Annotated in this window: 19 protein-coding genes; all 19 read right to left on the bottom strand. The window is 72.2% G+C overall.

Translation table 11 applies throughout. The features are described 5' to 3' along the window. Positions 1-364: 364 nt before the first annotated feature. Positions 365-1,789, bottom strand: a complete 1,425-nt coding sequence (gene argH / locus MRBLML1_RS19115) for an argininosuccinate lyase (RefSeq protein WP_364518947.1) — start codon at positions 1,787-1,789, stop codon at positions 365-367. A gap of 1 nt (position 1,790) precedes the next feature. Further along, positions 1,791-2,273, bottom strand: a complete 483-nt coding sequence (locus MRBLML1_RS19110) for an NUDIX hydrolase (RefSeq protein ID WP_364518945.1) — start codon at positions 2,271-2,273, stop codon at positions 1,791-1,793. 2 nt (positions 2,274-2,275) lie between these two features. Further along, positions 2,276-3,706, bottom strand: coding sequence for an argininosuccinate synthase (gene argG, locus MRBLML1_RS19105; RefSeq protein ID WP_364518943.1), 1,431 nt, complete (start codon positions 3,704-3,706; stop codon positions 2,276-2,278). Further along, entirely contained in the window at positions 3,703-4,218 is a 516-nt protein-coding gene (locus MRBLML1_RS19100) for an arginine repressor (protein WP_364518941.1), read from the bottom strand. The genes argG and MRBLML1_RS19100 overlap by 4 nt, the downstream gene beginning before the upstream one ends. Next, entirely contained in the window at positions 4,218-5,126 is a 909-nt protein-coding gene (gene argF / locus MRBLML1_RS19095; protein ID WP_364518939.1) for an ornithine carbamoyltransferase, read from the bottom strand. The genes MRBLML1_RS19100 and argF overlap by 1 nt, the downstream gene beginning before the upstream one ends. Further along, positions 5,123-6,316, bottom strand: coding sequence for an acetylornithine transaminase (locus tag MRBLML1_RS19090; protein ID WP_364518937.1), 1,194 nt, complete (start codon positions 6,314-6,316; stop codon positions 5,123-5,125). The genes argF and MRBLML1_RS19090 overlap by 4 nt, the downstream gene beginning before the upstream one ends. Beyond that, the gene (argB, locus tag MRBLML1_RS19085; protein ID WP_414691275.1) at positions 6,313-7,248 is read right to left on the bottom strand and encodes an acetylglutamate kinase; all 936 of its coding nucleotides are present in this window, start codon (positions 7,246-7,248) and stop codon (positions 6,313-6,315) included. The genes MRBLML1_RS19090 and argB overlap by 4 nt, the downstream gene beginning before the upstream one ends. After that, a complete protein-coding gene (argJ, locus tag MRBLML1_RS19080; protein WP_364518935.1) occupies positions 7,245-8,396 on the bottom strand; it encodes a bifunctional glutamate N-acetyltransferase/amino-acid acetyltransferase ArgJ in 1,152 nt (383 codons plus the stop codon). The genes argB and argJ overlap by 4 nt, the downstream gene beginning before the upstream one ends. A 25-nt stretch (positions 8,397-8,421) precedes the next feature. Beyond that, complete coding sequence (locus tag MRBLML1_RS19075) at positions 8,422-8,838, bottom strand: ACT domain-containing protein (protein WP_364518932.1); 417 nt, start codon at positions 8,836-8,838, stop codon at positions 8,422-8,424. Continuing rightward, positions 8,835-9,890: an N-acetyl-gamma-glutamyl-phosphate reductase gene (argC, locus tag MRBLML1_RS19070; protein ID WP_364518930.1), complete on the bottom strand. Its 1,056-nt coding sequence runs from the start codon at positions 9,888-9,890 to the stop codon at positions 8,835-8,837. The genes MRBLML1_RS19075 and argC overlap by 4 nt, the downstream gene beginning before the upstream one ends. Positions 9,891-9,934: 44 nt before the next feature. After that, the gene (gene pheT, locus MRBLML1_RS19065; RefSeq protein ID WP_364518928.1) at positions 9,935-12,418 is read right to left on the bottom strand and encodes a phenylalanine--tRNA ligase subunit beta; all 2,484 of its coding nucleotides are present in this window, start codon (positions 12,416-12,418) and stop codon (positions 9,935-9,937) included. After that, the gene (gene pheS / locus MRBLML1_RS19060; RefSeq protein ID WP_364518926.1) at positions 12,415-13,512 is read right to left on the bottom strand and encodes a phenylalanine--tRNA ligase subunit alpha; all 1,098 of its coding nucleotides are present in this window, start codon (positions 13,510-13,512) and stop codon (positions 12,415-12,417) included. The genes pheT and pheS overlap by 4 nt, the downstream gene beginning before the upstream one ends. 46 nt (positions 13,513-13,558) lie before the next feature. Further along, positions 13,559-14,155 (bottom strand): DinB family protein, encoded by a 597-nt coding sequence (locus tag MRBLML1_RS19055; RefSeq protein WP_364518924.1) that lies wholly within the window; start codon positions 14,153-14,155, stop codon positions 13,559-13,561. Continuing rightward, on the bottom strand, positions 14,152-15,201 hold the full coding sequence (locus tag MRBLML1_RS19050; protein ID WP_364518922.1) for an ATP-binding protein: 1,050 nt from the start codon (positions 15,199-15,201) through the stop codon (positions 14,152-14,154). The genes MRBLML1_RS19055 and MRBLML1_RS19050 overlap by 4 nt, the downstream gene beginning before the upstream one ends. Beyond that, complete coding sequence (locus MRBLML1_RS19045; protein WP_364518920.1) at positions 15,198-15,968, bottom strand: TrmH family RNA methyltransferase; 771 nt, start codon at positions 15,966-15,968, stop codon at positions 15,198-15,200. Before MRBLML1_RS19045 ends, MRBLML1_RS19050 begins: the two co-directional genes overlap by 4 nt. 16 nt (positions 15,969-15,984) lie before the next feature. Beyond that, complete coding sequence (gene rplT / locus MRBLML1_RS19040; protein WP_364518918.1) at positions 15,985-16,371, bottom strand: 50S ribosomal protein L20; 387 nt, start codon at positions 16,369-16,371, stop codon at positions 15,985-15,987. 39 nt (positions 16,372-16,410) lie between these two features. Continuing rightward, positions 16,411-16,605: a 50S ribosomal protein L35 gene (gene rpmI, locus MRBLML1_RS19035; RefSeq protein WP_364518916.1), complete on the bottom strand. Its 195-nt coding sequence runs from the start codon at positions 16,603-16,605 to the stop codon at positions 16,411-16,413. 30 nt (positions 16,606-16,635) lie between these two features. Continuing rightward, on the bottom strand, positions 16,636-17,265 hold the full coding sequence (gene infC / locus MRBLML1_RS19030; protein ID WP_414691273.1) for a translation initiation factor IF-3: 630 nt from the start codon (positions 17,263-17,265) through the stop codon (positions 16,636-16,638). Positions 17,266-17,574: 309 nt separating this feature from the next. After that, positions 17,575-18,093: an SseB family protein gene (locus MRBLML1_RS19025; RefSeq protein ID WP_364518914.1), complete on the bottom strand. Its 519-nt coding sequence runs from the start codon at positions 18,091-18,093 to the stop codon at positions 17,575-17,577. Between the last annotated feature and the right edge of the window lie 16 nt (positions 18,094-18,109).

Raw genomic sequence — 18,109 nt, 5'->3', positions numbered from 1 at the left:
GTCCACAGAATCATTTCATTGACAAGCACCAACCACAACCACCAAAAGATGGCCACGATCGAATGCACACAAACGTCACAAACAATCTATGCATGACACACTGTTGAGTTCTCAAACATCACACGCTCTCGCGCCTCGGACCTTGGTGGGCCTTCGGTCGCGGGGCAACCTGTGAAACGTTACTGGTTCGGGCCTGGGGCGTCAACTCCGGTGACCCGGAGCCTCGGACCGGGGTCCGAACCGTGCTGCGGACATAGCGAAGACCTCTTGTTTGGGCCCTTGGCCCGGAGGTTTTCGCTGCGTTCCCCGCAACGAGAAGAACATTAACAGCACACGTCCCCCTCGTTGCAAATCGGGGTGCCCCTCAATCGCGCGGGCGGTGCTCCTGGATGCGTTTGCGCAGGTCAGCGAGCTGTTCGGCGACGCGGGCGGGTGCGGTCCCACCCCGCCCGGAGCGGGAGGCGACCGAGCCCTCGGTCGTCAGCACCAGCCGTACGGCGGGGGTCAGCGCCGGCGAGATGGCCGCGAACTCCTCGTCGGTGAGGTCCGCGAGCTCGACACCGCGCGCCTCGGCCGCCCGGACGCAGGCGCCCGCGAGCTCGTGGGCGATCCGGAAAGGTGTCCCCTCGCGCACCAGCCACTCCGCGATGTCGGTCGCCAGCGAGAAGCCCTGCGGCGCCAGCTCGGCCATCCGCTCGGTGTTGTAGACCAGGGTGGCCACCTGCCCGGTGAACGCGGGCAGCAGCACCTCGAGGGTGTCGATGGAGTCGAAGACCGGCTCCTTGTCCTCCTGCAGGTCGCGGTTGTAGGCGAGCGGCAAGGCCTTGAGGGTGGTGAGCAGCCCCGTCAGGTTGCCGATCAGGCGGCCCGCCTTGCCGCGGGCCAGCTCGGAGATGTCCGGGTTCTTCTTCTGCGGCATGATCGACGAGCCGGTCGACCACGAGTCGTGCAGCGTGACGAAGTCGAACTCCTTCGTCGCCCACAGGATGATCTCCTCCGCGATCCGGCTGACGTCGACGCCCACCTGGGCCGCCACGAAGGCGAACTCGGCGACGAAGTCGCGCGACGCCGTACCGTCGATCGAGTTGGCGGTCGACCCGGTGAAGCCCAGCTCCCGGGCGACCAGCTCGGGGTCGAGGCCGAGGCTCTGGCCCGCCAGCGCCCCGCTCCCGTACGGCGAGTCGCTCACCACCCGCGCCCGCCAGTCCCGCAACCGGTCGACGTCGCGCAGCAGCGCCCAGGCGTGGGCCAGCAGGTGGTGGGACAGCAGGACGGGCTGGGCGTGCTGCAGGTGCGTGCGCCCGGGCATGATCGCGCCGAGGTTGGCCTCGGCCTGGTCGGCGAGCGCGCTCACGAGGTCGAGGACCTGACGGGTGACGACCCGCTCGTGGTCGAGCAGGTAGCAGCGGAAGAGCGTGGCGATCTGGTCGTTGCGGGAACGTCCGGCGCGCAGCTTGCCCCCGACGTCGGGCCCCACCTCCTCGATGAGCAGGCGCTCGAGGGCGCCGTGAACGTCCTCGTCGGAGTCCGCGGCCCACAGCTGTCCGTCGGTCCAGCGCTGGGCGAGCGCGTCGAGCCCTCGGTGCAGCTCGCGCTCCTCCTCCCCCGTCAGCAGGCCCGCGGCGCCGAGCGCCTTGGCGTGGGCGTGGGAGCCGGCGAGGTCGTAGAGCGCCAGCCGCCAGTCGAAGTGCGTGGAGCGGGAGAGCGCTTCGAGCTCCGGTGAGGGTCCGCCCTCGAACCGGCCGCCCCAGAGCTTGCCCTCGTTGGTCCCGCTGAGCTCGTTGCTCATCTCATCCTCCCCGGACGTGCGCGATCGCCGCCCGCATCTGGTCGATCAGGCGCGGGTCCACCGCGCGTCCATCCTCGTCGAGGCCCTCAGGGGTCCACCATCGCGCATCGAAGATCGACTGCGACTCCAGCAGGTCCAGGCCCTCGAAGCTGATCGGGGTCTCCTCGACCCCGACCGCGAACAAGGTCGACTCGTTGACGTAGGAGCGCCCGTTCCACGAGAACTCCACCTCGAAGGTGCCGAACGGCTCCCCCAGCTCCTCCGGCTCGACCCGGAGCCCGGTCTCCTCGCGCAGCTCCCGTGCCCCGGCGGCCGCGAGCGACTCCCCCGGGTCCGCCGCGCCACCGATGGTGAACCAGTAACGCACCTCCGGCACCGCCGGGTCACAGCCGAGCAGGAGCAGGACGGTGCCCTGGTCGCTGACCGGCAGCACCCGGGCGACGGTACGACGAGTCGGCTCGCCCTGCCCCAGTCCGTCGGCCACGATCAATCGGTCCCCGACTCCATCGCCACGTCCTCCAGGATCGCCTCGGCCTCCTCGCCGCCCTCCGGGTTGGCCGTGATCCGGTCGTAGCCACCGGCGGGGAGCTCGCCGAACAGGGTGCCGTGCTCGACGAGGACCGTGCCCTGGTCAAGCGGCTGGCCGGCGTACTGCTCCAGCTTGTCGCGGCTGTCGGCGATGTCGAGGTTGCGCATGGTGAGCTGGCCGATCCGGTCGGTCGGGCCGAAGGCGGCGTTCTCGACGCGCTCCATGGAGAGCTTCTCCGGGTGGTAGGAGAAGTTCGAGCCCTCGGTGGCGAGGATCGTGTAGTCGTCGCCGCGGCGCAGCCGCAGGGTGACCGTGCCGGTGACCAGGGAGGCGATCCAGCGCTGGATGGACTCGCGCAGCATCAGCGCCTGCGGGTCGAGCCAGCGGCCCTCGTAGAGCAGGCGGCCGAGCTTGCGGCCCTCCAGGTGGTAGTTGGCGAGGGTGTCCTCGTTGTGGATCGCGTTGAGCAGCCGCTCGTACGCCGCGAACAGCAGCGCCATGCCGGGCGCCTCGTAGATCCCGCGGGACTTGGCCTCGATGATCCGGTTCTCGATCTGGTCGGACATCCCGAGCCCGTGGCGGCCGCCGATGGCGTTGGCCTCCAGGACCAGGGCGACCGGGTCGTCGTACCGCTGGCCGTTGAGGGCGACCGGCCGGCCGGCCTCGAAGGAGACGGTGACGTCCTCGGACTCGATGGCGACCGAGGGGTCCCAGAACTTCACGCCCATGATCGGCTCGACGGTCTCCAGCGAGACGTCGAGGTGCTCCAGGGTCTTCGCCTCGTGGGTGGCGCCCCAGATGTTGGCGTCGGTGGAGTAGGCCTTCTCCGTGGAGTCGCGGTAGGGCAGGTCGTGCGCGACGAGCCACTCGCTCATCTCGTGCCGGCCGCCGAGCTCGGCGACGAAGTCCGCGTCCAGCCAGGGCTTGTAGATGCGCAGCTCGGGGTTGGCGAGCAGGCCGTAGCGGTAGAACCGCTCGATGTCGTTGCCCTTGTACGTCGAGCCGTCGCCCCAGATGTTGACGCCGTCGGCCTGCATCGCACGCACCAGCAGGGTGCCGGTGACGGCGCGACCCAGCGGGGTGGTGTTGAAGTAGGCCTTGGCGCCGGAGCGGATGTGGAAGGCGCCGCACGCGAGCGCCGCGAGGCCCTCCTCGACGAGCTGCGGCTTGATGTCGACGGCGCGGGCGATCTCGGCGCCGTACTCGCGGGCGCGGACCGGGACCCCGGCGATGTCCGGCTCGTCGGGCTGGCCGATGTCGGCGGTGTAGGTGCACGGGATCGCGCCCTTGTCGCGCATCCAGGCGACCGCGACGGAGGTGTCGAGGCCGCCGGAGAAGGCGATGCCGACGCGCTCCCCCACGGGCAGGGAGGTCAGGACCTTGCTCAACTTTCGTTCCTTTCGGCAAGGGAGGTGAACCGGTGGGCCAGGGCCTCGCCCCCGGCGGGGTCGCGCCCGATGACGAGCACGGTGTCGTCGCCGGCGATGCAGCCGAGGACGTCGGAGATCTCGACCTTGTCGATCGCGCTCGCGAGGAACTGCGCCGCACCCGGCGGGGTGCGGAGCACGACGAGGTTGGCGCTGGCCTCGGCGCTGACGAGCAGCTCGGCGGCCAGTCGGGACAGGCGGTGCTGGGCGGCGGCGCTCTCGCCGGCGACCGGTGTGCGGTCACCGCCCTCGGCGGGCACGGCGTAGACGAGAGTGCCACTGGGGCCGCGCACCTTGACCGCGTCGAGCTCGACGAGGTCGCGGCTGAGCGTGGCCTGGGTGACGTGCACGCCCCGGGTCCCGAGCAGGTCGGCGAGCTCGTGCTGGGAGCGCACCTCGCGGCTCTCCAGCAGCTCGACGACGAGCGCCTGGCGGGCGCTCTTGGTCAGCGGGGTCAGGGCGTGCTCGCTCATCAGCGGTCCTGCAGCCAGGTCATGATCGCCTTCTGGGCGTGCCGGCGGTTCTCGGCCTCGTCCCAGACGACGCTCCGCGGGCCGTCGATCACCTCCGCGGCGATCTCCGAGCCCCGGTACGCCGGCAGGCAGTGCAGCACGATGGCGTCGTCGGCGGCGTGGGAGACCAGCTCGGGCGTGACGGCGTACGGGCCGAAGATCGCGCGCCGGGCCGCCGCCTCGTCCTCCTTGCCCATCGAGACCCAGGTGTCGGTGACGACGACGTCAGCGCCGGTGGTGGCCTCGACGGGGTCGCTGGAGACGGTGACGCTGCCGCCGAGCGCGGCGGCGGACTCCAGCACGGACGCGGCGGGTGCGTAGCCCTCGGGGCAGCCGAAGCGGACGTGCATCCCGGCCAGCGAGCCGGCGAGCGCCCACGAGTTGCCCATGTTGCAGGCGGCGTCGCCGAGGAAGACGACGGTGAGCCCGGCGAGCGAGCCCTTGTGCTCCTGGACGGTCAGCAGGTCGGCGAGCAGCTGGCAGGGGTGGAAGTCGTCGGTCAGCGCGTTGATGACCGGGACGCCCGAGAACGCGGCCATCTCGTCGAGGTCGGCCTGGGCGAAGGTGCGCCACACGACCTGCGACGCCTGCCGTCCGAGCACCCGGGCGACGTCGGCGACCGACTCCCGCTTGCCGATGCCGGCGAGCTGGCCGTCGACGAGCATCGGGTGGCCGCCGAGCTCGGCGATGCCTGCGGCGAAGGAGGCCTGGGTGCGCAGGGTCGGCTTGTCGAACACCATCGCGACGGTGCGCGGGCCGGCGAGCGGCCGGTGGTCGTAGGGCTCGGCCTTGAGCTTCGCCGCCAGGGCGAGGACCTCGGCCTGCTCGGCGGCCGTGAGGTCGTCGTCGCGCAGGAAGGAGCGGGTCATGCCTGCACCCCCGCTGCGTCGAGGACCGCCGGCCAGGCGGCGCCGAAGGCGTCGATGTCGGCGTCGGTGAGGACCAGTGGCGGGGCCATCCGGATGCGCTCCGCGGTGGCGGCATTGACGATGAATCCCGCGTCCTGGGCCGCGGTGACGACCTCGGCGGCCTTGGGCTCGGCGAGGGTGAGGCCGACGAGCAGCCCGGCACCACGGGTCTCGACGACCCGGGCGTCGGCGGCCGCGGCGGCCTTCAGCCGCTGCCCCGCCTCGGTCACGCGGCCGAGGAAGCCGTCCTCGCCGACCACGTCGAGCACCGTCAGCGCGGCCGCCGCCGCGACCGGGTTGCCGCCGAAGGTGGTCCCGTGGTTGCCCGGGTCGAACAGCTTGCCGCTGCCCTCGGTGGCGATGCAGGCACCGATCGGGATGCCGCCGGCGAGGCCCTTGGCCAGCGTCACGATGTCCGGTACGACGGGCGCGTCGACCAAGTCAGGGTGCTGGTGCGCGAACCACGCACCGGTCCGCCCGACGCCGGTCTGGATCTCGTCCAGCCACAGCAGCGCGCCGTTCTCGTGCGCGATCCGCTGGGCGGCAGGCAGGTAGTCGCGCGGCGGCACGATGACACCGGCCTCGCCCTGGATCGGCTCGACGAGGACGGCCGCGGTCTGCTCGTCGACGGCCGCCTCGAGGGCCGCGACGTCGCCGTACTCGACGAAGACCACGTCGCCCGGCAGCGGCTCGAAGGGCGCCCGGTACGCCTCCTTGGAGGTGAGCGCGAGCGCACCCATCGTGCGGCCGTGGAAGGAGCCGGCGGTGGCCACGATCTTCGTGCGGCCGGTGCGCCGGGTCAGCTTGAACGCCGCCTCGTTGGCCTCGGCACCGGAGTTGGTGAAGAACACGCGGGCCTCGGTGCCGAGCAGCGACACCAGCCGCTCGGCGAGCCCGATCTGCGGGGCGCTGGCGAAGAAGTTGGAGATGTGACCGAGCGTCCGCAGCTGCGTCGTGACGGCCTCCACCAGGCGGGGGTGGGCGTGGCCGAGGGCGTTGACGGCGATCCCGCCGAGCAGGTCGACGTACTCCCGCCCGTCGGCGTCCCAGACGTGGGCGCCCTCGCCGCGGGCGAGGACGAGCTTCGGCGGGCCGAAGGTGTTCATCAGCGAGCCGGCGTACCGCTCGGTCCACTGCGCGTTCGTGGTCACTGCTGGACCTCCCGGGCCTTGCGCGTCTTGGTGGTGACGCCGGGCAGCACCTGGGTGCCGACGCCCTCGTCGGTGAAGAGCTCCAGCAGCACGGCGTGCTCCTGGCGGCCGTCGACGACGGTCGCCCGCTCGACACCGCCACGCACGGCCTGCAGGCAGGCCTTCATCTTCGGGATCATCCCGCTGGCCAGCGTCGGCAGGATCTCCTCCAGCGCCTCGGGGCTGATCTCGCCGATCACCTCCTCGGGGTCCGGCCAGTCGAGGTAGAGCCCCTCGACGTCGGTGAGGACGAGCAGCTTCTCCGCGCCGAGCGCCGCGGCGAGCGCGGCCGCGGCCGAGTCGGCGTTGACGTTGTGCACGACGCCGTCGGCGTCGGGGGCGACGCTGGACACGACCGGGATCCGGCCGGCCTCGATCAGGTCGAGCACCGCCTCGGGGCGCACCTGCGCGACCTCGCCGACCAGGCCGAGGTCGACCTCCTCGCCGTCGACGACCGTGCCGGTCGCCTCGGCGGTGAACAGGTGCGCGTCCTCGCCGGAGAGCCCCACGGCCAGCGGGCCGTGCTCGTTGATCAGGCCGACGAGCTCGCGCTGCACCTGCCCGACCAGCACCATCCGTACGACGTCCATGGCCTCGGGTGTGGTGACCCGCAGCCCGCCGCGGAACTCCGACTCGATGCCGAGCCGGCCCAGCATCTGCGAGATCTGCGGACCGCCGCCGTGCACGACCACCGGACGGAAGCCGGCGAAGCGCAGGAAGGCGATGTCCTCGGCGAAGGCCCGCTTGAGGACGTCGTCGGTCATCGCGTTGCCGCCGTACTTCACCACCACGACCTTGCCGTGGTAGGCCTTCAGCCACGGCAGGGCGCCCGCGAGGGTCTTCGCCTTGTAGGGGTCGGGCTTGCCCGGTGGGGTCATCTTCTCCTCGCTCATGACGAGTACGCGCTGTTCTCGTGGACGTAGGCGTGGGTCAGGTCGTTGGTCCACACCGTCGCCTGCGCCGGGCCGGCCTTGAGGTCGATCGTCACGGTGACGGCGCGCGCGCTGAGGTCGACGAGCGCCGGGTCCTCGGCGGGCGTGCTGTTGCGGCACACCCACACGTCGTTCATCGCGACGTCGAGGTCGGCCGGGTCGAAGGCGGCGCTCGTCGTACCGACGGAGGCCAGGACACGGCCCCAGTTGGGGTCCTTGCCGAACACGGCGGCCTTGAAGAGGTTGCTCCGCGCGACGCTGCGGCCCACCTCGACGGCCTCGTCCTCGGTGGCGGCGTTGACGGTGGTGATCGCGATCTCGTGGTCGGCGCCCTCGGCGTCGGCGAGCAGCTGCTTGGCCAGCTGGGTGCACAGGTCGGTGAGCGCGGCGGTGAACGCCTCGGCCGAGGGGGTGACGCCGGACGCGCCGCTCGCCAGCAGCGAGACGGTGTCGTTGGTGGACTGGCAGCCGTCGGAGTCGAGCCGGTCGAAGCTGACCCGGGTCGCGGCCCGCAGCGCCCGGTCGAGCTCCGCGGCGGGTACGACGGCGTCGGTCGTGATCACGACGAGCATGGTCGCCAGCGCGGGCGCCAGCATGCCGGCACCCTTGGCCATCCCGCCGATCGACCAGCCCTCGCCCTCGACGACGACCTGCTTGGGGACCGTGTCGGTGGTCATGATCGCCTCGGCGGCGTCCTGCCCGCCGTCGGCGGAGAGCTGCCCGTGCACGGTGCGGACGCCCGCGAGCAGCGTCGCGCGGTCGTTGACGAGACCGATCAGGCCGGTGGAGCAGACGACCACGTCGCCGGCGCCGACGCCGAGCGCCGTACCGACCTCCTCGGCGACCTGGTGGGTGGTCAGGAAGCCCTCGGGGCCGGTGTAGCAGTTGGCCCCGCCGGAGTTGAGCACGACGGCGCGCACGACACCGTCCTTGACGACCTGCTCGCTCCACAGCACGGGGTTGGCCTTGCAGCGGTTGCTGGTGAAGACGGTGGCGGAGTCGAAGGTGGGGCCCTGGTTGACGACGAGGGCGAGGTCCTTGGCGCCGCTGGCCTTGAGGCCGACGGCGGCACCGGCGGCGACGAAGCCGGCGGGGTGGGTGACGCTCATGGGATCTGCTTTCGGGTGACGAGGATCAGACGGGGACGGCGGGGGCGACGGTGTGCCCCGATCGTCGCCAGGCCTCCTCGGCCTTGTCCGCGTCCTTCGTCGGCACCAGGATCCAGTCGGTGTCGAAGGTCGAGATCACGAAGACGTTGACGTCGTCCTCGGCCAGCGGCGCCAGCAGGGCGACCAGGATGCCGGGCACCGACAGGTCGAGGGTGCCCTCGACCGAGAACGCCGTCAGCGGCTTCTCGTGCCGCGCCTTCTTCGGCACGCTGCGCCCCGCGCACACGAGCGAGGTCTCGGTGGCGGTCGCGGTGATCGAGAAGATCGAGGACGACTCGGCCCAGGTGGGGATCTCCGCGCCGGCGGGCAGCCGGACGACCGCGAGGGTCTCCGGGAAGCGGGCCAGGGAGTGCGTCGGCTGCTCGGCCTCGGGGGTGCTCATGGTGCCAGTCCTACCGTGGTCAGGCCCGTGGTCTCGTCGAGACCGAGGGCGAGGTTCATGCACTGCACGGCGGCGCCGGCGGTGCCCTTGGCGAGGTTGTCGACCGCGCCGACCGCGACCAGCCGGCCCGCGGCCTGGTCGACGGTGACCTGCAGGTGCACGGCGTTCGAGCCCAGCACGGCCTGGGTCTGCGGCCACTGGCCGGGGGCGAGCAGGTGCACGAAGGGCTCGTCGGCGTAGGCCTTCGCGTACACGTCGTAGGCCTCCTCGGCGGTGAGGGGCGCGGCCAGCGGCGCCGAGCAGGTCGCGAGGATGCCCCGCGCCATCGGCACCAGCAGCGGGGTGAAGCTGACCTTCACCGCGTCCGGCCCGCCGTCGGCCAGCTTGCCGAGGTTCTGGGTGATCTCCGGGGTGTGCCGGTGGACTCCCCCGACGCCGTAGGCGCTGGTGTTGCCCATGACCTCGCTGCCGAGCAGGTGGGTCTTGGCGGCCTTGCCGGCACCGCTGGTGCCGGAGGCGGCGACCACCACGACGTCCGGTACGACGAGGCCGGCCGCCACCGCGGGCGCCAGGGTCAGCGACGAGATGGTCGGGTAGCAGCCCGGCACGGCGACCCGCCGGGTGCCGCGCAGCGCGTCCCGGTGGCCGGGCAGCTCGGGCAGGCCGTAGGGCCAGGTGCCGGCGTGGGTGGTGCCGTAGAACCGCTCCCAGGCGGCGGCGTCGTCGAGCCGGTAGTCCGCGCCGCAGTCGACGACCACGACGTCGGCGTCCCGCGCGGTCAGCTCCGCGGCGAGCGCACCGGACTGGCCGTGCGGCAGGCCCAGGAAGACCACGTCGTGGCCGGCGAGCACGTCGGCCGTGGTCGGCTCCAGCACCCGCTCGGCGAGCGGCACCAGGTGCGGCTGCAACGAGCCGAGGCGCTCGCCGGCGTTGCTCGCGCCCGTCAGCGCGCCGATCTCGACGCCCGGATGGCCCAGCAGCAGCCGCAGCACCTCGCCGCCGGCGTACCCGCTGGCGCCGGCGACCGCGACCCGAACCTTGCTCATGTGCATGAATATACAGACGTCTGCATGTTTTCGTGCAACCGGGGTGCGGGTCAGCGCTGGACGGCCCCCACCCGCTCGGCGGCCGCGGCCACCGCGGCGTCCCGGGCGGCGCCCGTCTCGGCCTCGGTGAGCGTGCGGTCCGGCGCCCGGAAGCGCAGCGCGAAGGCCAGCGACTTCTTGCCGGTGCCCACCTGCTCGCCGGTGTAGACGTCGAACAGGCGCAGCGACTCCAGCAGCTCACCGGCCCCGGCGCGCAGCGCCGCCTCGACCGCGGCCGCGGTCACCGTGTCGTCGACGACCAGCGCCACGTCCTCCTTGGCGAGCGGCATCGTCGAGAACGCCGGCCCCGGGGTCACGTCGTCGGCGGCGGCCATCAGCGCGTCCAGGTCCAGCTCGACCGCGGCACTGCGCGGCGGCAGGCCGAAGGCCTTGCAGACGTTGGGGTGCAGCTCGCCGGCGTGGCCGAGGAGCACCTCGTCGACCGAGATCGCCGCGCAGCGGCCCGGGTGCCAGGGCATCCGAGCCGAGCTCGCCACGTCGACGTGCACGCCGAGCTCGTCCGCCAGGCGTCGTACGACGGCCAGCGCGTCGCTCCACGCCGCGTCGGTGCCCGCGCCCCACCAGCCGGCGCGGGTGCGCTCGCCGGCGAGGACGACGGCGAGGTGGAGCGGCTGGACGGGCAGCGCCTCCAGCAGCTTCTCCAGCTCCGCCTCGCTCGGGCGGGTGTGCACGCCGTAGATCGGCGCGGGACCGTTGTCGGAGGGGAAGGCGACCGAGCCGGTCTCGAACAGCGCGACGCCCGGCGCGCCCCGCCCGATGTTGCGGCCGGCGGCGTCGAGCAGCCCCGGCAGCAGGGTGGTCGTGTAGGCCGGCTCCTCGCTGGAGAGCGGGTTGGCCAGGCCGACGGTGGTGCGCAGCGGGTCGTCGGCGGACAGGCCGAGCCGGTCGAAGGTGGCCTCGCCGACGAACGGGAAGCTGACCACCTCGACGCAGCCGGCGCCGGCCAGGGTGCGGCCGATCCGGCGGCGCAGCCGCTGGGCACGGGTCAGGCCCCGGCCGCTCGCGCGGCGCGGGAGGATGCTCGGCACCTGGTCGTAGCCGACGATCCGGACGACCTCCTCGACCAGGTCGTAGGGGTCGTTGAGGTCCGGACGCCAGCTCGGCGGGACGACCTCGACGGTGCCGGCCTCCGACTCCGTGACCGTCGCGCCGATCGCGCGCAGGTGCTCGACGGTGGTCATCGAGGAGATGTCGATGCCACTGAGCCGGGCCGGGAGGTCCGGCGCGATGGTGATGGACGGCCGCTCCGGCGCGGTGCCGACCAGGGTGGAGCCCGGCTCGGCGGTCGCGCCGCCGTGCTCGACGAGCAGCTCGACGACGCGGTCGGCCGCGACGCCGGGCAGCAGCGGGTCGACGCCGCGCTCGTTGCGCTTGCCGGCCTCGGAGGTCAGCTTGTGGCGCTTGCCGGTGCGGAACATCGAGACCGCGTCCCAGTGCGCCGCCTCGACCAGCACCCGGGTGGTGGTCTGCGACATCTCGGTCGTGGCACCACCCATCACCCCGGCCAGGCCGATCGGGCCGGAGTCGTCGGTGATGACCAGGTCCTCGGTCGACAGCTCGCGCACCACGTCGTCGAGGGTGGTGAGCTTCTCGCCCTCCTGGGCACGGCGGACGCCGAGGGCGCCGGAGACCTTGTCGGCGTCGTAGCCGTGGATGGGCTGGCCGAGCTCGAGCATGACGTAGTTGGTCACGTCCACGGCGAGCGAGATCGAGCGCATGCCGGCCTGCTCGACGCGACGCCTGATGAAGTCCGGCGTCGGCGCGGCCGGGTCGAAGCCGCTGACGAGGCGCGCGGCGAAGACCGGGCAACCGGCCGGGTCGTCGACGACGACCTCCCAGGCCTGGCCGTCGGGCTCCGGAAAGGTGCGCTGCGCCGGGTCGGCGAACGGCACGCCGAAGCCCAGGGCCGCCTCGCGGGCCACCCCGCGCAGGGACAGCGCGTAGGCGCGGTCCGGGTTGATCTCGAACTCGATGACCTCCTCGTCGAGCCCGAGCAGGCCGAAGGCGTCGTCACCGGGCTCCCCCGCGTCCGCGGGCAGCACCAGGATGCCGTCGTGGTCGTCGCCGATGCCGAGCTCGCGGACCGAGCAGATCATGCCCGCGGAGACGTGGCCGTAGGTCTTGCGCGCGGAGATCTCGAAGTTCCCGGGCAGCACGCCGCCGGGCAGGATCACCACGACCAGGTCGCCGGGCGCGAAGTTGTGGGCGCCGCAGACGATGCCCTGCGGCTCACCGGTGCCGTTGGCGTCACCGACGTCGACCGAGCACCAGTTGATGGTCTTGCCGTTCTTCTGCGGCTCGGGCTCCATGGTGAGCACCTTGCCGATCACCAGCGGGCCCTGAATGCCGGCGCCGGCGGCGTGGATGCCCTCCAGCTTGAGGCCGAGCGCGGTCAGCCGGTCGGTGAGCACCTCGGTGGTGACCGACTCGGGCAGGTCGACGAGCTCCCGGATCCAGGAGACAGGGGCCTTCACAGTTCACTCCCGAATGCCGTGGTGAAGCGGACGTCGCCCTCGAAGAGGGTGCGCAGGTCCTCGAGGCCGTGCCGGAACATGAGCGTCCGGTCGATGCCCATGCCGAAGGCGAAGCCGGAGTAGCGCTCGGAGTCGACGCCACATGCCTGGAGCACGCGCGGGTTGACGATGCCGCAGCCGCCCCACTCGATCCAGCCCTCACCGCGACAGGTGCGGCAGGACTCGGGGTCGTCACCCCTGCACACGAAGCAGATCAGGTCGACCTCGGCGGAGGGCTCGGTGAAGGGGAAGTACGACGGGCGGAAGCGCGTCGTGATGCCCTCGCCGAACATCCGGCTCGCGAAGTGGTCGAGGGTGCCCTTGAGGTGGGCCATCGAGATGCCCTCGTCGATGGCCAGGCCCTCGACCTGGTGGAACGTCGGGGAGTGCGTGGCGTCGTACTCGTCGGTGCGGAAGACGCGACCGGGGCACACGACGTAGATCGGGGGCTGCCGGGTGAGCATGGTGCGCGCCTGCACCGGGCTGGTGTGGGTGCGCAGCACCACGTGGTCCTCGCTCGGCGAGGTCCAGAAGGTGTCCTGCATCGTGCGCGCCGGGTGGTCGGGCCCGAGGTTGAGCGCGTCGAAGTTGAGCCACTCGGCCTCGATGACCGGGCCCTCGGCGACCTCCCAGCCCATCGCGACGAAGATGTCGGCGATCAGCTCGGCGCCGGTGGTGAGCGGGTGCCGGGCGCCGGCCGGCTGCCGGTCGGTGGGCAGGGTGACGTCGACGGCCTCCTCGACGAGGATCCGGGCCTCGTTCTCGACCTCCAGCTCGGCCTGGCGGCCGGCGAGCGCCTTGCTCACGGCGCCGCGGGCCTGGCCCACGCGCTGGCCCGCCTCCTTGCGCGCCTGCGGCGGCAGCGCGCCGATCTCGCGGTTGGCCAGGGCCAGCGGCGAACGGTCGCCCGCGTGCTCGGTGCGCACCGCCTTGAGCTGCTCCAGATCGGTGGCAGCGGCGATCGCGGCCAGTGCGGCGTCGCGCGCGGCCTCCACCTCGGCAGGGCTCACGGCGGCGACCTCCACAGGGTCGTAGTCAGTGTTCGGGCCAGACATCGTGGGCCAAGTCTAGGAAGGCCGCACCCCCGGGGGCGAACCGGTATCAGTCGGCGAAGCCCTCGGCGATCCCGCTCAGCCGGTCGACGTACGCCGGCCAGTCGAAGCCCTCGGGCAGGTTCATGGCGCTCGGACGCATCCCGGCGGCCCCGTCGGCCTGCTCGCGGAGCACGTCCGCGTGCCCCGCATGACGGGCGATGTCGCTCAGCACGTGCACCGCGATGGCCGGCAGGCTCACGTGCGCGCGCTCCTCGGGCCACCACGCGACCCGGCCGGTGGCGTCGGGCGGCAGCTCGTCGAACGCCGCGTCGGCGAAGGTGCCCGCGGCACGGTAGAAGTCCACGACCGTCGCCGCCGAGATGTCCGCCGGCACCCACCAGTCGGCCTGGGGATCGAGGTCGTAGGCGTCGTCCGGGATCAGGCAGGGATGTCCCGGCTCGGGCCAGGCCCGGCCGAAGGTGGGCCCGAAGTAGCCGATCTCGACGTTCGCGCAGTGCAGCACGATGCCCAGCAGGTTGGTCCCGGTCGCGGTCCGCGGCATCCGGACGTCGCGCTCGCCGAGGCCCTCCAGCTTCCACAGCAGGTCGCCGCGCGCGGCGGCCAGGTAGCGGCGCAGGACGTCGGCCTGGTCGGTCGTGCTCATGGTGCGTCAGTCTCCCCGACGGCCTCCGCGACGGGCCAGGCGGTGACGACCCGGGCTCCCCCGCCCGGCCGGTCGTCGACCGTCACCACCCCGCCGTGGGCCTTGACCAGGCCACTGACGATGTAGAGCCCGAGCCCGGACCCGCCGCCCCTGCTGGCGGTCCAGAACTTGGTGAAGACCCGCTTGCGCAGCTCCACCGGGATGCCCTCCCCCTCGTCGGTCACCGCCACCGCGAGGTACGACGGGTCCTCGGCCCAGCGGTCGACGGAGATCCGCACCGTGCCGTCGCCGTGGCGCACGGCGTTCTCGACGACGTTGGCGAGCACCTGCATCACCTTGTCGGGATCGGCGTCGACCTTGGGCAGGTCGGGGGCGACCTCCACCTCGATCGGCGTCGAGGTCGCCACCGCGATCGAGTCGTGGACCCGGCTGACCCGCAGCGCCAGGTCGATGGGCGAGCGGTGCAGCTGCAGCCGGCCGGTGTCGATCCGGGCGACGTCGAGCAGCTCGGCGATCAACCGGCTCAACCGGTCGGCGTCGGCGCCGGCGGTGGTGAGCATCAGCTTCTTCTGCTCGTCGTTGAGCTTGTCCCAGCGGTTGAGCAGCGCGTGCACGAAGCCCTTCACGCCGGTCAGCGGCGAGCGCAGCTCGTGGGCGAGGGTGGCCACCAGGTCCGAGCGGTCCCGGTCCAGCCGGGCCCGGCCGCGGCCCGAGCGCAGCGAGATCGCCACCGCCTCGACCGGCCCGCTGCGGGTGCCACGGTGCAGCCGCGCGGTCACCAGGACCTCGGTCCCGTCGGGGAGGAGCCAGGCCTGCTCCGGCACGGCGGTGCGGGTGCGCAGGCCGTCGTACGGCGTGTTGGCGTCGGTCCACGCCTGGGCGTCGTGGTCGGTGAGGGCCAGCACCTCGGGCAGCGGGCGGCCGATCGCTTCGGCCGGCGCGACGTCGAGCATGCGCGCGGCGACCGCGTTGATCGCGGTCACCTGCCCGCCGGCGTCCGCGACGAGGACGCCGTCGGGCAGCAGGTCGAGCGCGTCGACGGTCACGCGCCCATTCTGGCGCGTGCGCTGGCGTAGAGACACACCGACGCGGCGGTGGCGAGGTTCAGCGACTCGGCGCGGCCCAGGATCGGGATCCGCACCCGGTGGTCGGCGAGCGCCGCCAGCTCCTCGGGCAGCCCCCAGGCCTCGTTGCCGAACAGCCAGGCGGTCGGCCGGGCGAGCAGCTCGTCGGCGGCGAACAGGTCGACCTCTCCCCCGCCGTCGGCGGCCAGCACCGTCAGGCCCGCGGCCTGCGCGGCCCGGACGGCCGCGGCCGGGTCGCGCTCGACGACGACCGGGAGGTGGAACAGGCTCCCGACGCTCGCGCGCACGGTCTTGGGGTTGTAGGCGTCCACGGCGTCACCGGCGAGCACCACCGCGTCGCCACCGGCGGCGTCGGTGGTGCGGATGACGTTGCCCGCGTTGCCGGGGTCGCGGACGTCGGCGCAGATCGTGAGCAGGCCGGGCCGCTCGGGCAGGGCGGCGTCGAGGAAGCGGCACACCGCGACCAGGCCGGCCGGGTTGACGCTGTCGCTGAGCCCACCCAGGGCCCGCTCGTCGACGAGCGTGACGGGCGCGCCGCCCAGCAGGTCGGCGTGCTGCGCGGCGGCGTCAGGGGTCGCGAAGACCTCGATCACCACGCCCGCCGCGAGAGCGCCCTCGACGGCCTTCGGGCCGTCGGCAAGGAAACACCGCCGCCCGGATCGCTCCGGACGGCGGTGCAGCTTGCGTGCTTCCTTGACGCGGGTGTTGCCCGCGGTCAGAGGAGTCATGCCGGGTCCCTGACGATCAGGCGGAGACCTTGGGCGCGTTGACGTCCTCGGGCAGCGCGGCCTTGGCCTGCGCGACCAGGGCCGAGAAGGCGGCCGGCTCGTTGACCGCGAGGTCGGCGAGGATCTTGCGGTCGACCTCGATGCCCGCCAGGTTCAGGCCCTGGATGAAGCGGTTGTAGGTCAGGCCCTCGGCACGGGCGGCCGCGTTGATCCGCTGGATCCACAGGCGGCGGAAGTTGCCCTTGTTCTTCTTGCGGTCGTTGTAGCTGTAGACCAGGGAGTGGGTGACCTGCTCCTTGGCCTTGCGGTACAGCCGCGAGCGCTGGCCGCGGTAGCCGCTGGCCCGCTCGAGGGTGGTACGACGCTTCTTCTGCGCGTTCACTGCGCGCTTGACGCGTGCCATCTCTTAACTCCTTGTTTCAGTGCTCAGTGCGAAGGCCGGTCAGAGACCGAGCATCTTCTTCGCGCGCGGGACGTCGTTCTTGGCAACATCGACCGTGCCGGTCAGGCGACGGGTCACCTTCGACGACTTCTTCTCGAGGTTGTGGCGCTTGCCGGCCTTCTCGCGCAGGATCTTGCCGCTGCCCGTGACCTTGAACCGCTTGCTGGCACCGGAGTGCGTCTTGTTCTTCGGCATCTCGTCTCTTCCTTCTCTTTCGCGTCGGTCTCAGGCGTCGATCTCGGGATCGAGGTTCTCCGAGCGACCACGTTCCTTCTTCTGGGCGGCCGGCTTCTGCGCGACGCGCTCCGCCTGGGCGGCGGCGTCGAGGGCGGCCTCGGCCTCCCGCTCGGCGCGGCGCTCCTCCTTGGCGGCCTTCACCTCGGCCTTGGCCTCGGCCTTCTTCTTGTGCGGGCCGATGACCATGGTCATGTTGCGGCCGTCCTGCTTGGGGTTGGACTCCACGAAGCCGAGCTCCGTGACGTCCTCGGCCAGCTTCTGCAGCAGCCGGTAGCCCAGCTCGGGGCGGTGCTGCTCGCGGCCGCGGAACATGATGGTGATCTTGACCTTGTCGCCGGCCTTGAGGAAGCGAACGACGTGACCCTTCTTGGTCTCGTAGTCGTGCGCGTCGATCTTCGGCCGGAGCTTCATCTCCTTGATGATGACGTTGGTCTGGTTCCGTCGCGCTTCACGGGCCTTCTGGGCGTTCTCGTACTTGAACTTCCCGTAGTCCATGAGCTTGCAGACAGGGGGCTTGCCCATCGGGGCGATCTCCACCAGGTCCAGGTCGGCCTCCTGCGCGAGCTTGAGGGCCTGGTCGGTGGGGACGATGCCGACGGTCTCGCCGTTGGGTCCCACGAGCCGGACCTCGGGAACCCGGATCCGGTCGTTGATGCGCAGCTCGGTGCTGATGTGTCCTCCAAACTCGGTCGGTCGGGAGGTCTTCAGCCCTGCAAATGAGAAGAGGCTCCCGCTAGTCCAAGCGGAAGCCAGTCACGAGCCGCGACGACGTGCTGTCGCTGCTCTCCATGGACCGGACCCGACGACCTGGCGGCCGCTGCGGGTGGGAGACGATGGTGCTGGTCCCCGCTTGTAGGATCTGCCATCCCCCGGAGGGCATGACGGATCGGTCAACGCCAGATCGTAGCGGCTTTGTTCCCAGGGGTGCTAATCGGTGGCCGTGCCCAGCCAGCCCCAGCCGCCGTCCTCCAGGCGCACCGGGCGCCAGCCGGACGCCACCCGGTGCAGGTCCTCGCCGGAGAGCACGAAGCGGTGCGGGCCCGCGACGTCGACCACGAGCGCGTCCGCGCCCTCCTGGACGGCGGTCGCCGCCGCCATCCGCGTGGCCACCGGGACCGGGCGGGCCTGGGGGTCCCAGGCCGCGAGCGCGGTCAGGTCGGTGAACGCCAGCAGCGCCAGCCGGCCGTCGGCGCCGGTCAGCAGCACCGCCGCCATGTCGCTGGACTTGTCCCGCGCGAGCCCGTCGGCACCGGTCTCCACCTCGCCCAGCAGGGCCACGACGGGCACCAGCAGCCGGGCACCGGCGAGCACCTCCAGCACCTCCGGGTACGACGAGCGGCCGGCGCCGTGGCCCGCGAGGACCGCGGCGAGGGCGGCATCGGCGGAGCCGTCGTCGTGGACGTACTCCGAGCCCTGGAGACGACGCTGCTCCGGCGGTTCGGTCACCGGTGAAGTCTCTCAT

This window comes from Nocardioides sp. LML1-1-1.1, assembly GCF_040676175.1.
In the GTDB taxonomy this organism is placed as follows: domain Bacteria; phylum Actinomycetota; class Actinomycetes; order Propionibacteriales; family Nocardioidaceae; genus Nocardioides.
Note: the sequence above shows the minus strand (reverse complement) of the source record. Positions and strands in the feature narration are given on the sequence as shown.

Excerpts from the sequence above, each read along its gene's own strand:
- MRBLML1_RS19045 (WP_364518920.1), bottom strand. The coding sequence starts at position 15,968 with ATGACTCCTCTGACCGCGGGCAACACCCGCGTCAAGGAAGCACGCAAG.
- pheS (WP_364518926.1), bottom strand. The coding sequence starts at position 13,512 with ATGTCTGGCCCGAACACTGACTACGACCCTGTGGAGGTCGCCGCCGTG.
- argF (WP_364518939.1), bottom strand. The coding sequence starts at position 5,126 with ATGACCCGCTCCTTCCTGCGCGACGACGACCTCACGGCCGCCGAGCAG.
- rplT (WP_364518918.1), bottom strand. The coding sequence starts at position 16,371 with ATGGCACGCGTCAAGCGCGCAGTGAACGCGCAGAAGAAGCGTCGTACC.
- rpmI (WP_364518916.1), bottom strand. The coding sequence starts at position 16,605 with ATGCCGAAGAACAAGACGCACTCCGGTGCCAGCAAGCGGTTCAAGGTC.
- MRBLML1_RS19100 (WP_364518941.1), bottom strand. The coding sequence starts at position 4,218 with ATGAGCGAGCACGCCCTGACCCCGCTGACCAAGAGCGCCCGCCAGGCG.
- argB (WP_414691275.1), bottom strand. The coding sequence starts at position 7,248 with ATGAGCGAGGAGAAGATGACCCCACCGGGCAAGCCCGACCCCTACAAG.
- argH (WP_364518947.1), bottom strand. The coding sequence starts at position 1,789 with ATGAGCAACGAGCTCAGCGGGACCAACGAGGGCAAGCTCTGGGGCGGC.
- argJ (WP_364518935.1), bottom strand. The coding sequence starts at position 8,396 with ATGAGCGTCACCCACCCCGCCGGCTTCGTCGCCGCCGGTGCCGCCGTC.
- argC (WP_364518930.1), bottom strand. The coding sequence starts at position 9,890 with ATGCACATGAGCAAGGTTCGGGTCGCGGTCGCCGGCGCCAGCGGGTAC.
- MRBLML1_RS19055 (WP_364518924.1), bottom strand. The coding sequence starts at position 14,155 with ATGAGCACGACCGACCAGGCCGACGTCCTGCGCCGCTACCTGGCCGCC.
- MRBLML1_RS19075 (WP_364518932.1), bottom strand. The coding sequence starts at position 8,838 with ATGAGCACCCCCGAGGCCGAGCAGCCGACGCACTCCCTGGCCCGCTTC.